The sequence below is a fragment of the Sinorhizobium chiapasense genome (genome assembly GCF_045277575.1).
Taxonomy (GTDB): domain Bacteria; phylum Pseudomonadota; class Alphaproteobacteria; order Rhizobiales; family Rhizobiaceae; genus Ensifer; species Ensifer chiapasense_A.
In genome coordinates this window covers 3,158,817-3,172,010 of record NZ_CP144205.1, presented here as the reverse complement: position 1 = coordinate 3,172,010, position 13,194 = coordinate 3,158,817, and the positions used below count along the sequence as shown (strand labels likewise).

Here is a 13,194-nt window from a genome sequence, read left to right as displayed (position 1 = left end):
CAAGGCGCGTTGCATGGGATTTCCGTGCGGCGCGCTTTGCGCTCCGGCCTATTCGAAGTAGTTGACCAGCCGCGTTTCGCCGACGGAATGAACGCGGCAATCGACGTCGAAGATCGCCTGCAAACGGGCTGGCACGATTATCTCTTCCGGCGGTCCCTCGAAGGCGAGGCGACCGCCTTGCATCGCGACGATGCGGTCGGAATAGGCGGACGCGAAGTTGATGTCGTGCAGGACGACGACCACGGTCTTGGCGAAATCGTCAGCCAGTCGCCGCAAGAGCTTCATCGTCTCGACCGCGTGCTTGATGTCGAGGTTGTTGAGCGGCTCGTCGAACAGCATGTAGTCGGTGTCCTGGCAGAGCACCATGGCGATGAAGGCGCGCTGGCGCTGGCCGCCGGAGAGCTCGTCGAGAAAGCGGTTCTGATAGGGCTCGATCCCGAGATAGGCGATCGAGCGCTCGATATGTTCGGCGTCCGCCGCCGTCAGTCGCCCCTTGGAATAGGGGTAGCGGCCGAAGGCAACGAGGTCGCGCACGCTGAGGCGGGCGGTGACGTGGTTGTCCTGGCGCATGATCGAGAGCCGCCGGGCAAGCACATCGCCCGCCGTGCGGCTGACGTCGAGACCGTCGATCAGCACCTTGCCCGTATCCATCGGCATCAGCCGGCTGACGATCGACAGCAGCGTCGACTTGCCGGCGCCGTTCGGTCCGATGATCGAGGTCAGGCCGCCGGCGGGCAGCGTCAGCGACACTCGGTCGACGACCGCGTTGCCGCCGTAGGATTTCGTAACCCCCTGGATTTCGATCATCGGGCGGAACCTCGGACAAGCAGGAAGATGAAGACAAGGCCACCGAAGAATTCGATGACAATGCTGAGTGCCGTGTTGAAGGCAAGCAGCCGCTCGAGGATGACCTGACCACCGACAAGCGTGGCGATCGCGATGGAGACGGCGACCGGCAGCACGAAACGGTGGCTGGCGGTTGGCGTCAGTTGCCAGGCAAGACTGGCGACCAGCAGGCCGAAGAAGGTGACCGGTCCGACGAGCGCGGTGGAAACCGATACCAGTACCGCGATCAACACCAGCAGGAGGGTGACAACACGCTGGTGATCGATGCCGAGGCCGATCGCTGCCTCTCGGCCGAGCGCGAGCACGTCGAAGGTCGGCGAAAGCCGCCAGAGAACGAAGGTCACGGCAAGGGTGGCGACAGCGGCAATGCCAAGCAGATTGGCATCGATGCTGTTGAAGTTCGCAAACAGCCGGTCTTGCAGCACGACGAACGCATTGGGATCGAGGATGCGCTGCAGGAAGGACGAAAGGCTACGGAACAGGCCGCCCAGGATGACGCCGACGAGCATCAGAAGATGCAAGCTGCGGGCGGCGCCGGAAAACAGTGCACGAAACAGCAGGAGCGAGAGGCCGACCATCACGGCCGTTTCGACGAGGAACTGCAGCCGCGGGTCGATGCTGCTTGCGCCCGCAGCACCCAGGAAGAATACCATGATCGTCTGCAGCAGCGTATACATGGCATCGAAACCGATGATCGATGGCGTCAGGAGGCGGTTGCCTGAAATCGTCTGGAACAGCACGGTGGAGACGGCGATCGCATAGGCGACCACCACCATGCCGAGCAGTTTCGTGCCGCGGAAGGAGAGGAGGAAGGACCAGCTTCCCTTGGCGCCGATGGTCATGAAAGCGACCATCGACACGAGTGCAAGGGCGGCAGACGCAAGCAAGATGGTGGACGGAGCGATCCTTTTGGCATCAGCCTGCATGGGATCGCCTCGAAAGCAGGAGATGGAGGAAGACCAGGCTGCCGATGACGCCCATGACGGTTCCCACGGGAATTTCGTAGGGCGCGATCAGGAGCCGTCCGACGATATCGCAGGCGAGCACGAGGCCTGCGCCGGAGACGGCGACCACGGGCAGCGTGCGCCGGAGATTGTCGCCCATGATCAGGCTGACGATGTTCGGGACCACGAGGCCGAGGAACGGGATCATGCCGACGGTGGCGACCACCGTCGCCGTGACCATCGAGACGATGGCGAGCCCGAGCGCCACGACCTTATCGTAGTTGAGCCCGACATTGCGGGCGATCGCCTCACCCATGCCGATCACGGTGAAGCGGGCGGCGGTCGCATAGGCGAGGAGGGTCAGTGCGAAGCCGATCCACAACAGTTCGTAACGACCACGCAGTACCACCGAGAAGTCCCCCGACATCCAGGCGCCCATCGACTGCATCAGGTCGTAGCGATAGGCGATGAAGGTGGTGATGGCATTGACGACGCCGCCGAGCATGAGGCCGATCAGCGGCACCATCAGCGCGGAGCGCAGGGGAATGCGCCGCAGGATCTGCAGGAACAGGGCGGTGCCGGCAAGCGCCGTCAGTGCCGCGAGAACCATCTTGCCGGCCACCGGCAGATCGGGAGCGATGAGCATGGCGAGCAGCATTCCGAGTGCGGCGGATTCGGCGGTGCCCGCCGTCGACGGTTCGACGAAGCGGTTGCGCGCCAGCATCTGCATGATGGTGCCGGATACCGCGAGGCCGGCGCCTGCGAGCATCAGCGCAAGCGTGCGCGGCAGGCGGCTCTCGATGACCAGGAACCAGCCGCGGCCGTCGTCGGCTGTGGCGAGGCTGCCGACGCCCGTGAAAACGCTGGCGGCGGCAAACAGGAGGATGACGGGGATGGCAATCAGGGCCGGCTTCATCGTTCGGGCTCGCCCTGCCTGTTGTTCGTCTTGACCACCGTCTGCATATCCCTTGCCGTTGCGATCGACGCTCCTTTCGGAACGCTCAAGCCTTGTCGTCGGGTCGTGGCACTCCCCGGATGGTTCGCCTTAGTCTTATATATGATCCGCCTAGTCAAGTTTACTGCGACATCTTCGGCAATCGGAAGCTGTGCATTGCCGTCATCGAAAAATCGCGCTACGACGACCGTAAAAGATGAGGAAAATTGTCATGAATATATCGTCGTTTTCTAATGGTCTGCGCAGCCTCGCCGTCGCGGCGACAATGGCAGTCGTCGGCGCACCGACCGTCATGGCCGAGACGCTGAAGATCGAGCACAGCAGCGGCGTCACCGAGGTGGAGAAAAACCCGAATACGGTACTGGTTTATGACTTCGGCATGCTGGAGACGCTGGACATGCTCGGCATTCCCGTTGCCGGCGTTCCCGGTTCGGCAATTCCGCCTGCGCTCGAAAAATACAAGGCGGATAGCTATCCGAAGATCGGCACATTGTTCGAGCCCGATTACGAAGCCATCAATGCGGCGGAGGCGGACTTGGTGATCGTTGGCGGCCGGTCGCAGGCGAAATATGCCGAAGTCGCCAAGATCGCGCCGACGATTGATCTGACCTCCGACGACAAGGACCTCATCGGCAGCGTCAAGAAGAACGCCGGGATCCTCGGCCAGATCTTCGGCAGGCAAGCGGAAATCAAGGCAAATGTCGACAAGCTCGATGCCTCGATCGAAAAGCTCCGCGGCATCGCGGCGGAGAAGGGCACGGGCCTCGTCCTGCTCACCACAGGCGGCAAGATCAGCGCCTACGGCAAGGGGTCGCGTTTCGGTGTGTTGCACGACGTCTTCGGCATCAAGCCGGCCGATCCGGAACTGCAGGTGGCCACCCACGGCCAGGCCGTATCCTACGAGTATATTCTCGAGACCAATCCCGATTGGATCTTCGTCGTCGATCGCGATGCGGCCATCGGCCAGCAGGCGCAGCCGGCGGCGGCGTTGCTTGACAATGAACTGGTGCGCCAGACAAAGGCCTGGAAGAATGGCCATGTCGTCTATCTCGACTCCGCCAAGCTCTATCTGACCGCCTCCGGCCTGAGGTCGCAGCAGGATATCGTCGACCAGCTGACGCAGGCGCTCGAGACGAAGTAGGTTCACGGAGACCCATTGTCCGCCTTGTCTTTCGTGAAGGCGCTCGACCGGAGCGAGCACAAAGACCGAGGGGCTGGCTTGAGGGACAGGGATCGGGACCCCTGGGGCGAGCGCGCTGAAGCGGCGTTTGGATTAAAATGGAGCCAACACCAAATACCCTTAAATCTTACGGTATTTTTGCTGGGGTTGGCTCCGTTTTGAGGAAGAAACAATATTCTAATCCGATTTGTAGTGCTTTCTTAAAATACAATTCGATTTTTATGCTTTTTTTAAATGACAGAGCGGATCGCGATCCGCAATCGATCAATGTATACTTTGCACTTACTCGGGATTTACGCTTACGCCACACGCTGGGTTGAATGGAAATGAGCGGAATAGCGTTCCGCCGAAACCCAAGCTGCATACTCAAAAACGAAATGCCAATGTGACTCCAAATGCGGGCGCGCGGAAGATACCTATTCTAGTTAGTGGGTTGTAATTATTGGCTCTTTTTGGCGTAATCCGCAGCCTCCAAGCCGTTGTTATAGCGTTTGAATTTGCGCACGCCAGCGTGGCGGTCAGCGCCAACCATGCGGTTGTGCTCCTGCTTCTTCGCGCAATCGGGCGATCCGCCTCGCCCAGGCCGCCAGCTCACTAGCTCCAAGGAAGTATTTTTAGGTATATCGGCCCTGGGGGATGGGTAGGCGGCGCGGCGAATACCTGGGCAGCTAATCCATCTTTTCGTCTCGGAATGGCTGCCTTTCGCGGAAATGGTTGGGGCGCCGTGGCCGACGGAAGAGTGGTCGCTGCCATCGGGATGGCATTTTTCGCGCGCCAATGCGTGAGGCAGTCGCCGTGTAACCCAAAGATGGTTCGATTTATAACGATTTAAGGACATTTGCGGGGCGCCAATAATCCTTTTGGGTTGTTTCGTAATGAAGATCTTTACGTTACATTAGCTATCGCGAATTTTCCTCGGGGCGGGAAGTCGCCGTGACGCATAGTGGTTCCGAATAAATTTTCTGAAAGTGTGGTGCGCTGCTGGAAAAACGTGCACCCATAAAAATAAATGGAAAAATCCTAGGAGGGCGTAATGTATCCGGGAAGCTCCAGCGTTGATGATTTTGAAGAAAACAACAAGGCTTTGTCGCAGAAGAAAAAGATCGTCATGCTCGCCAAGATTGATCTGTTCGCCGAGTGCCTGATGCAGGCGGTCGGTTCGCGATTTCAGGGGCACGACATCGTCTGCTTTTCCGATCCGGACAATCTGTTGGACGGCAGTCTCGTCGACGTGACGCTGATCATGCTCTACCGCATGCCGGCCAAGTCCTTTCCGGCAATCTTGCGGACCATTCATGAGTTTCACCCCAAGACCTCGATCGGCCTGGTGGTGGAGAATGCCGACGAACTCGATCCGTCGATCGCCGGCTTCGTTGAAGAACGGTTGATCCACGGCGTTCTGCCGTTGAACCTCAACCTGGACGTCTGCCTTGCAGCCATCGATTTGCTGATGAAGGGGGGCGAGCACTTCCCCGCCGCCTTGCTGCGACGGCTTTCGCCCGAGCCCTTCGCCGCCAGTAGCCTCTATGGCCGGCGGTCAGAGCTGTCCGGAGCGAACCCGGGCGCAGGTCGGCGCAAGCGCGATGCCGGGCCCGACGGGTTGACGACCCGCGAAGTTCAGATCCTCGATCTGATCTGCAAGGGAACGCAAAACAAGATCATCGCCGACCGTCTTGGATTGTCGGAGAATACCGTCAAGGTTCATGTCCGCAACATCTACAAGAAGATGAACGTCCGCAACCGCACGGAAGCGGCGTCGCGTTACTTCACCAACGATGCGGCGGCCGAACGCGGTGGCGACACGCTTTCGTCGCGCTGGAAGAACTAAACTCGGAAGCATCGGCCAAGTATTTCATTGCTGTGCCTCGACACGGTCGAGAGCGCAGTAAATTGCGTTTTGGCTGCTGATCAGGGCCTGCATGCCAGCTTGCCGTGACCTCGCTCGTGGCGAAGGATGGTCCCACGTCGGAACACCCGATCGACATCGTCGACGGAATACTCCCCCGAAGAAAGCAGGATTTCTAGCGTGATCGGTAGCCCGTAGTAATTATGATATGGTTAACAGAGTATTATATGATTATTTTTTCTGGATTACATTGTAGCTCTCTGCGGATATTTCGTGGCTAACTCTATTATTATTTCAAATTATATTATATAAGTCCTTATTGTTTTAGTTGACGCGTCACTAGTTATTTGATAATTAACTAATATTGAAATTGAAGAAAAGAAGATATTGGGATGGATTGTAGAATTCTTGTTCTGTCGGGTTGTGCGTGAAATTGTAATAAAGAAACAAATTCCTTATTATATTTCCTATAGGCAGCCCGTCTCCAATCACCATGAGGAATGGTGTGTACAATAATTGGAGGTGTGCATGCGAAAGGTCGTTCCTGGACCGTTGTCTGTCGTCGAGCAACGGGAGTTTCTAAAGAAGATCGCAGGAATACCAAGGAGAATTCTAGTAACAGGCGGCGGTGGTTTTCTTGGTTCGCATATTTGCGAAAGACTTCTTTCTCTGGGTCATACGGTTATTTGTCTCGACAATTTTTCAACGGGACGGCGCGAAAATCTCTCTCATTTGGTGCAGAACCCGCATTTCCACATCATCGATCATGACGTTCGCAAACCCTATCTGATCGATGCTGACGTCATCTTCAATTTTGCTTCTCCGGCATCACCGCCCGACTATCAGGCCGATCCGGTCGGCACTCTGATGACCAACGTCCTTGGCGCGCTGCATGCACTCGAGAATGCGCGCGCCACCGGCGCCACGGTCATCCAGTCCTCGACCTCGGAAGTCTATGGCGATCCGCTCCTCAGCCCGCAGCCCGAGGTCTATTTCGGCAACGTCAATCCGATCGGCCCGCGTGCCTGCTACGATGAAGGAAAACGGTCGGCGGAAACCCTGTTCTTCGACTACCATCGATGCCATCGGGTCAAGATCAAGGTCGCGCGCATCTTCAATACCTACGGCCCGCGTATGCGTGCGGACGATGGTCGGGTGATCTCCAATTTCGTCGTCCAGGCCCTGCTCGGCAAGGACCTGACGATCTATGGCGACGGGCAGCAGACCCGGTCCTTCTGCTACGTCGACGACCTGATCGACGGTTTTCTCCGGCTTTCCGTCTCGGCCGGTGATTGCATCGGGCCGATCAACCTCGGCAATCCCGGCGAATTCACGGTTCTCGAACTTGCGGAAATGGTGCGATCGCTGACCGGCTCACGCTCGCGCATCGTTCACCAGGCGGCGGCCGTCGACGATCCTCGTCAGCGCCGTCCCGATATATCGCACGCGCTGACGGAGCTCGCCTGGCAGCCGAAGGTCATGTTGCGCGACGGGCTCGAGCGCACCATCGCTTACTTCAAGAAGCGCCTCAGCGCAGCCGATCGCGCAACGGCGGGAGAGGCGGTATGAGATGTCTCGCATCATACTCGTCACCGGTGGTGCCGGTTTCATAGGAAGCCACACCTGCAAGCGCCTTGCTGAGCAGGATTTCGTTCCCGTCGTCTATGATAATCTCTCGACGGGGCATAGGGCCAACGTAGGCTGGGGTCCCCTCGTTGAAGGCGAGCTCGAGGACACGGAACGGCTGGCGACGACGATCCGGACGTTTCTGCCCGAATGCGTGATCCACTTTGCGGCCTCCGCCTATGTCGGGGAATCCGTCGAAGACCCGGGAAAATACTACCGCAACAATGTCGCAGGCAGCATCGCGCTGCTCGAAGCCTGCCGTGCAACCGGGCTTGCACGCATCGTATTTTCCAGCTCCTGCGCCACCTACGGCGTACCGCCGCGGCTTCCGATCACCGAGGACACGGAGCAGTTTCCGATAAACCCCTATGGGCGCACGAAACTGATGATCGAGCTGATGCTCGGCGACTACGCACGCGCCTATGATTTTCGCTCCGTCGCGTTGCGCTACTTCAATGCCGCGGGCGCCGATCCGGAAGGACAGCTCACGGAACGGCACGATCCGGAAACGCACCTCGTACCGCGCGCCCTGATGGCGGCGGCAGGCGGGATCGAAAGGCTCGACGTCTTCGGCGACGATTATCCGACGCCGGATGGAACCTGCATTCGCGACTACATTCACGTGACCGACCTCGCCGACGCGCATGTCGCGGCCGTCAACTATCTGCGTGATGGCGGCGAAGTGCTGCGCGCCAATCTCGGCTCCGGACACGGAACCTCGATCCGGCAGGTTCTCGAAGCCATCAATCGCGTCACAGGGCGACGGGTTCCCGTGCAGATGTTGCCGCGTCGCCCCGGCGATCCGCCCGTGCTCTATGCCGATACGAGCCGGGCGCGGCAGCGGCTGGGCTTCCGCCCGGCGCTTTCTGACATCGACACCATCATCCGCACGGCGGCGCCAGGTTTCGGGCTGGAGGTGCGGTGATGAGCTGGGCCGCCACACTCGATGGATTTCGGCACTATGCCGATCTCGCGCGTGCGCGGCATGTCAGTCCGCGTCTGACGGCGCTGTTTTCCGGACGCCTGCAGATGCTGAACATGTTGGGCGTTACCGCGTGGTTCGCGGCCTTCGTGTATTTCTGGCGGTGGTGGCTCGATCCGGCCCACGTCATGGACTGGCCATGCTACATCCTCATCACCGTCGTCGTCGGGTGGATCACCCTGCTGCCGGTCTATTTCATCATGATCTTTTCCGGCGCGAAGGTGGCCACCGTGAGCACGGGTCCCGTGCCCTGGGGGCGGATCGCGATGGTCGTCACCAAGGCGCCGTCCGAGCCGTTTGCCGTCGTGCGCAAGACGCTGCAGGCGATGCTGGACCAGACCGGCTGCGACTTCGATGTCTGGCTGGCAGACGAGGACCCGTCGCCGGAAACCGCTTCCTGGTGTGCGGCCCACGGGGTTTTCATCTCAACGCGAAAGGGTGTCGCCGAATATCATCGCGCCGCCTGGCCGCGCCGCACGCGCTGCAAGGAAGGAAACCTTGCCTATTTCTACGATCACTACGGCTATGAGCGCTACGATTTCGTGGCGCAGTTCGACGCCGATCACGTGCCCGAAACGACCTATCTCGTCGAGGTGCTGCGTCCCTTCAACGACCCGTCGGTCGGCTATGTCTCGGCGCCGAGCATATGTGACGCGAATGCCGACGCAAGCTGGGCGGCACGCGGGCGGCTTTATGCGGAGGCAAGCCTGCATGGCTCCCTGCAGGTCGGCTACAACAATGGCTGGGCGCCTTTATGTATCGGTTCGCATTACGCCGTGCGGACAAAGGCGCTGAAGCAGATCGGCGGGCTGGGTCCGGAGCTCGCCGAAGATCATTCGACGACGCTGATGATGAATGCCCATGGCTGGCGCGGCGTGCATGCCCTGAACGCCATCGCCCATGGCGATGGGCCGGCGAACTTTGCCGATCTCGTGGTTCAGGAGTTCCAATGGTCGCGCAGCCTGGTGGCGATCCTGTTGAAGTATTCGCCCGTATACGTGCCGAAGCTGCCGCCGCGGCTGCAGTTCCAGTTTCTCTTTTCGCAGTTCTGGTACCCGCTGTTTTCGTGCTTCATGGCGCTGATGTTCGTGATGCCGATCGCGGCGCTGCTCATGGGCCGGGTCTTCGTCGCGGTCGAATATCCCGATTTTCTGCTGCATTTCGTGCCTTTGTCGCTGGTGCTGGTCGTGCTCGCCTATTTCTGGCGTTCGACCGGCACCTTCCGCCCGCATGACGCGCGGGTGCTGAGTTGGGAGGCGATCCTGTTCCTGTTCTCGCGGTGGCCCTGGTCGTTGCTCGGCTGCCTGGCGGCGGTGCGCGATCATCTGAGCGGCTCGTTCGTCGATTTTCGCATCACGCCAAAAGGCGGCGGCGCGACAGCTCCCCTGCCGCTTCGGGTGTTGATGCCCTATCTCGTGCTTTCCCTGATGTCGGCGCTCGCCATCTGGCTGATTGCCGATGCGGGAACGGCGCGCGGATTCTACGTCTTCGCTGGGATCAACGCTCTTATCTATGTCGGGCTCGCGGTGGTGATCCATGTTCGGCACGCGCGCGAGAACGGGCTGCCTCTCGTGCCGCGTTCGACGGTGACCGTGATTACGGCCGGCTCTCTTGTCCTGGTCTCGGTGCTATCTGCCCAATCGGCCGTGCGTCACGGTGCCGAGGCCACGGAGGCGCTGTCGCACGGCCTGGGCTTCGTGACCTTCACCGAGGCGAAATTCGCGGTTGCCGGCGCCGGACTCGGCACGAAGCTCAGGGTCGTTCGCTTCCATCTGCAATGGAAAGGCTTCCCGCCGCCGACTGAGAGCGAGGCACGGACCGAAGCCATCCTGTCACAGGCCACCGCTAGGAGCGTCGAAGGACGTGTCAGCGAAACGAAATACCGGGAAACGACGACGACAAAGAAGGTCGGCCGATACGACGTGCCGTCATGACGGCGGCGAACAATCGCGTGTGTAATCCAAGACGAGGAGAAAGGCGATGAAAGGGTCGATAAAAGTCATGGTTCTGCCGCTGTTGCTGCCATTTGCAGCCGCCGCGGTCTACTTGGGCGCCGAGCCGGTCAAGGCGAAGATGGAGATCAAGCCGACGCCGCTCAGCGCCTATGAAGTCTATTCCCTCTACCGCAACAAGACCTGGCAATGGTCGACCGGCGGCGCACGCTTCACGGCGCATGACCGAAAGCTGGTTGCCTTTGTCGACAAGGGCAACGGTGACCGATCCTTCGCCGAAGGCAACTGGTACGTCAGCGACCTCGGCATGATGTGCATGCAGGCCGTATGGACAACCGCGGTCGATGCGGGCGACGCTCGGACCTGTTTCGGCCACGCCAAGATCGGCGACACGATCTATCAGCGGAAAGTGCCAAACGGCGAGTGGTATGTCTTCAAGCACGCAACGCCCAAGCCCAATGACGCTTACTACAGCCTCGTCGCCCAGGACGACATCACAGCAAAGGCATTGCGTCTCAAGGAACAGTTCCTGGCCAAGAAATAGACGCAGCAGGAGGATGAAATGAAACGCAAATTGGCATTCGCCCTATGCACTGCCCTGGCCCTGCAGCTGGACTTCGGCAGCCTGGTGTCCGCGTTGGCGCAGGAGCAAGCCAATCCTGCGGGTAATGCCGGACAGACCGAGACGATGATCGACAAACGTCCCGTCATGCATCCTGGCGGAACGAAATTCGGCGCCTATGATCCGCACGGCGATTTCGGCGCCCAGAGCGACGTGACGACCGAGGCTCTGTTCCTGCCGTGGGAAGACGTCGATCTCGCATCCTTGCGCACTGCTGACGAGTATGCGCTTCAGCGCAAGCGCAATCTGCTGATCACCATCGAGCCCTGGTCCTGGTCGCTCGACTGGAAACTGACGCCGACGCAGCTCCGCGACCGGATGCTCAGGGGCGAATACGATCCCAACATGGAAGCGATCGCCAACGCGATTGCCGAACTGAAAAGCCCGGTCATCGTGCGCTGGGGGCAGGAAATGGAAGATACCTCCGGCCGCTTCTCCTGGGCCGGGTGGCAACCACAGGATTGGATCAAGGCCTACAGGCATGCGATGGACATCGTGCGCAAGAAGGCGCCGAAGGCGCAGATCATGTGGTCGCCGAAAGGACTGCCGAACCTCGAAGCCTACTATCCGGGTGACGATTATGTCGATCTCGTCGGGCTGTCCGTCTTCGGGCTCGAGCCCTTCGACAAGATCGAGTACGGCGGACCGAAGACCTTCGCCGAGGCGCTGAAGCCCGGCTACGACCTGGTGGCCAAGTACAACAAGCCGATCTGGGTGGCCGAACTCGGATGGGAAGGCAGCCAGGCCTATATGCAGCCGTGGATGAACGCCGCGACACAGCCGGATCCGCAGTTCCCGAAGCTGGCCGAAGTCGTCTACTTCAACGACCGTGACGTGATCGAATGGCCGCATGACCTCGGCCGTCCGAACTGGCGCGTCGTCAACGATGCCACGAACTGAGCATGCGGACGCGATCGCGTTGTGAGCGACCTGATGTCGGCTTCATAGAAGAGCCTCTCGCTTGGGCGAGAGGCTCTTGAGCTTCGAGAGGCCGGCCCTGCGTCCGGCCAAGATTTTCCGGCCCAGGCCCGTTTACTCGGCCGCCTGCGGCCCCAGTTCGCCGCGACGGATCTGGTCGGCTTCGATCGATTCGAACAGGGCGCGGAAGTTGCCCTCGCCAAAGCCTTCGTCGCCCTTTCGCTGAATGAACTCGAAGAAGATCGGGCCGATCACCGTCTTCGAGAAGATCTGCAGCAGGATCTTCGTCATGCCGCCATTCACCACACCCTCGCCGTCGATGAGGATGCCGTGCTTCTTCATGCGCTCGATCGGCTCGTCATGGCCGTGCACACGCTCGTGTGACATCTCGTAATAGGTTTCCGGCGGGCCGGGCATGAATTTCAGGCCATTGTCGGCGAGCTTGTCGGTGGCATCGTAGATCGCTTCGGTGCCGACGGCGATGTGCTGGATGCCTTCACCCTTGTACTTGCGCAGATACTCCTCGATCTGGCTCGTATCGTCCTTGGATTCGTTCAAGGGAATGCGAATCTTGCCGCAGGGCGAGGTGATCGCGCGGCTGACGAGGCCGGTGATGCGGCCGTCAATGTCGAAGAAGTGGATCTGCGTGAAGTTGAAGAGCTCACGGTAGAAGGCCCACCACTTGTCCATGTTGCCGCGATAGACGTTGTGGGTGAGGTGGTCGAGATAATAGAAGCCGACGCCTTCGGGCTTCGGGTTGCGCTCGCCGGTCCATTCGAATTCCGCGTCGTAGGCCGAGCCCTTGGCGCCGTAGGTTTCGACGAAATAGAGCAGCGAACCGCCGATGCCGACGATGGCCGGAACGTCGAGACACTTGTCGTTGCCTTCGTAGGGGATCGCGCCCTTCGAGACCGCATGGTCGAAGGCGTGCTTGGCGTCGACGACGCGCCAGGCCATGGACGGCGCGCACGGGCCATGCTGATCGACGAAGCGCATGGCATGGGAACCCGGTTCGGCGTTCACGATGTAGTTGATGTCACCCTGCCGCCAGACGGTGGTGTTCTTGGATTTGTGCTTGGCGACCGGGCTGTAGCCCATGCGGGTAAAGAGCTCGGCAAGCTTCTCCGGTTCCGGATGGGCGAATTCGACAAATTCGAAACCGTCGGTGCCGGCCGGGTTGTCAGCGGTAATGGTTGCCGGCGGGGCGTCATGCGGGAAGGGGCCCATCGGAAGTCTCCTCTTATTCTTCCAAACTTTGCTGGAGTATGACGCAATTCCCATGCATGATGCTTGTATTCTTGCGCTGTTTGGAGAGGGTGGCGC

The 13,194-nt window shown here is 59.9% G+C and carries 11 protein-coding genes; 7 read left to right on the top strand and 4 right to left on the bottom strand.

Annotation, left to right across the window (positions count from 1 at the left end; translation table 11 throughout):
* Nucleotides 1–48: 48 nt before the first annotated feature.
* The 3 genes from QM996_RS15330 to QM996_RS15320 are packed head-to-tail and all read right to left on the bottom strand — an operon-like array spanning nt 49 to nt 2,706.
* The gene (locus QM996_RS15330) at nt 49–807 is read right to left on the bottom strand and encodes an iron ABC transporter ATP-binding protein (RefSeq protein ID WP_500268208.1); all 759 of its coding nucleotides are present in this window, start codon (nt 805–807) and stop codon (nt 49–51) included.
* Nucleotides 804–1,772 carry an iron chelate uptake ABC transporter family permease subunit gene (locus QM996_RS15325; RefSeq protein ID WP_500268207.1) on the bottom strand — a complete coding sequence of 323 codons (969 nt, stop codon included), beginning with the start codon at nt 1,770–1,772 and terminating at the stop codon, nt 804–806. The genes QM996_RS15330 and QM996_RS15325 overlap by 4 nt, the downstream gene beginning before the upstream one ends.
* The gene (locus tag QM996_RS15320; RefSeq protein WP_500268206.1) at nt 1,762–2,706 is read right to left on the bottom strand and encodes an ABC transporter permease; all 945 of its coding nucleotides are present in this window, start codon (nt 2,704–2,706) and stop codon (nt 1,762–1,764) included. Before QM996_RS15320 ends, QM996_RS15325 begins: the two co-directional genes overlap by 11 nt.
* Nucleotides 2,707–2,956: 250 nt before the next feature.
* Here QM996_RS15320 and QM996_RS15315 point away from each other — a divergent pair, with 250 nt between their 5' ends.
* The 7 genes from QM996_RS15315 to QM996_RS15285 all read left to right on the top strand — a co-directional run bounded on the left by QM996_RS15315 (nt 2,957) and on the right by QM996_RS15285 (nt 11,853).
* Complete coding sequence (locus QM996_RS15315) at nt 2,957–3,886, top strand: siderophore ABC transporter substrate-binding protein (protein ID WP_500268205.1); 930 nt, start codon at nt 2,957–2,959, stop codon at nt 3,884–3,886.
* Between the two features lie 1,072 nt (nt 3,887–4,958).
* Nucleotides 4,959–5,753: a helix-turn-helix transcriptional regulator gene (locus QM996_RS15310; RefSeq protein WP_500268204.1), complete on the top strand. Its 795-nt coding sequence runs from the start codon at nt 4,959–4,961 to the stop codon at nt 5,751–5,753.
* Nucleotides 5,754–6,299: 546 nt separating this feature from the next.
* Nucleotides 6,300–7,340, top strand: a complete 1,041-nt coding sequence (locus QM996_RS15305; RefSeq protein ID WP_500268203.1) for a UDP-glucuronic acid decarboxylase family protein — start codon at nt 6,300–6,302, stop codon at nt 7,338–7,340.
* Between the two features lies 1 nt (nt 7,341).
* Entirely contained in the window at nt 7,342–8,322 is a 981-nt protein-coding gene (gene galE, locus QM996_RS15300) for an NAD-dependent epimerase/dehydratase family protein (RefSeq protein WP_500268202.1), read from the top strand.
* Nucleotides 8,322–10,313 carry a glycosyltransferase family protein gene (locus tag QM996_RS15295; protein WP_500268201.1) on the top strand — a complete coding sequence of 664 codons (1,992 nt, stop codon included), beginning with the start codon at nt 8,322–8,324 and terminating at the stop codon, nt 10,311–10,313. Before galE ends, QM996_RS15295 begins: the two co-directional genes overlap by 1 nt.
* A gap of 46 nt (nt 10,314–10,359) precedes the next feature.
* Entirely contained in the window at nt 10,360–10,875 is a 516-nt protein-coding gene (locus QM996_RS15290) for a DUF995 domain-containing protein (protein ID WP_500268200.1), read from the top strand.
* 18 nt (nt 10,876–10,893) lie between these two features.
* Nucleotides 10,894–11,853 carry a glycoside hydrolase family 26 protein gene (locus QM996_RS15285; protein WP_500268199.1) on the top strand — a complete coding sequence of 320 codons (960 nt, stop codon included), beginning with the start codon at nt 10,894–10,896 and terminating at the stop codon, nt 11,851–11,853.
* Nucleotides 11,854–11,985: 132 nt separating this feature from the next.
* Here QM996_RS15285 and hppD read toward each other — a convergent pair whose 3' ends face one another.
* Nucleotides 11,986–13,098 (bottom strand): 4-hydroxyphenylpyruvate dioxygenase family protein, encoded by a 1,113-nt coding sequence (gene hppD, locus QM996_RS15280; protein WP_500268198.1) that lies wholly within the window; start codon nt 13,096–13,098, stop codon nt 11,986–11,988.
* Nucleotides 13,099–13,194 lie beyond the last annotated feature (96 nt).

Excerpts from the sequence above, each read along its gene's own strand:
- QM996_RS15330 (WP_500268208.1), bottom strand. The coding sequence starts at position 807 with ATGATCGAAATCCAGGGGGTTACGAAATCCTACGGCGGCAACGCGGTC.
- QM996_RS15325 (WP_500268207.1), bottom strand. The coding sequence starts at position 1,772 with ATGCAGGCTGATGCCAAAAGGATCGCTCCGTCCACCATCTTGCTTGCG.
- QM996_RS15320 (WP_500268206.1), bottom strand. The coding sequence starts at position 2,706 with ATGAAGCCGGCCCTGATTGCCATCCCCGTCATCCTCCTGTTTGCCGCC.
- QM996_RS15315 (WP_500268205.1), top strand. The coding sequence starts at position 2,957 with ATGAATATATCGTCGTTTTCTAATGGTCTGCGCAGCCTCGCCGTCGCG.
- QM996_RS15310 (WP_500268204.1), top strand. The coding sequence starts at position 4,959 with ATGTATCCGGGAAGCTCCAGCGTTGATGATTTTGAAGAAAACAACAAG.
- QM996_RS15305 (WP_500268203.1), top strand. The coding sequence starts at position 6,300 with ATGCGAAAGGTCGTTCCTGGACCGTTGTCTGTCGTCGAGCAACGGGAG.
- galE (WP_500268202.1), top strand. The coding sequence starts at position 7,342 with ATGTCTCGCATCATACTCGTCACCGGTGGTGCCGGTTTCATAGGAAGC.
- QM996_RS15295 (WP_500268201.1), top strand. The coding sequence starts at position 8,322 with ATGAGCTGGGCCGCCACACTCGATGGATTTCGGCACTATGCCGATCTC.
- QM996_RS15290 (WP_500268200.1), top strand. The coding sequence starts at position 10,360 with ATGAAAGGGTCGATAAAAGTCATGGTTCTGCCGCTGTTGCTGCCATTT.
- QM996_RS15285 (WP_500268199.1), top strand. The coding sequence starts at position 10,894 with ATGAAACGCAAATTGGCATTCGCCCTATGCACTGCCCTGGCCCTGCAG.
- hppD (WP_500268198.1), bottom strand. The coding sequence starts at position 13,098 with ATGGGCCCCTTCCCGCATGACGCCCCGCCGGCAACCATTACCGCTGAC.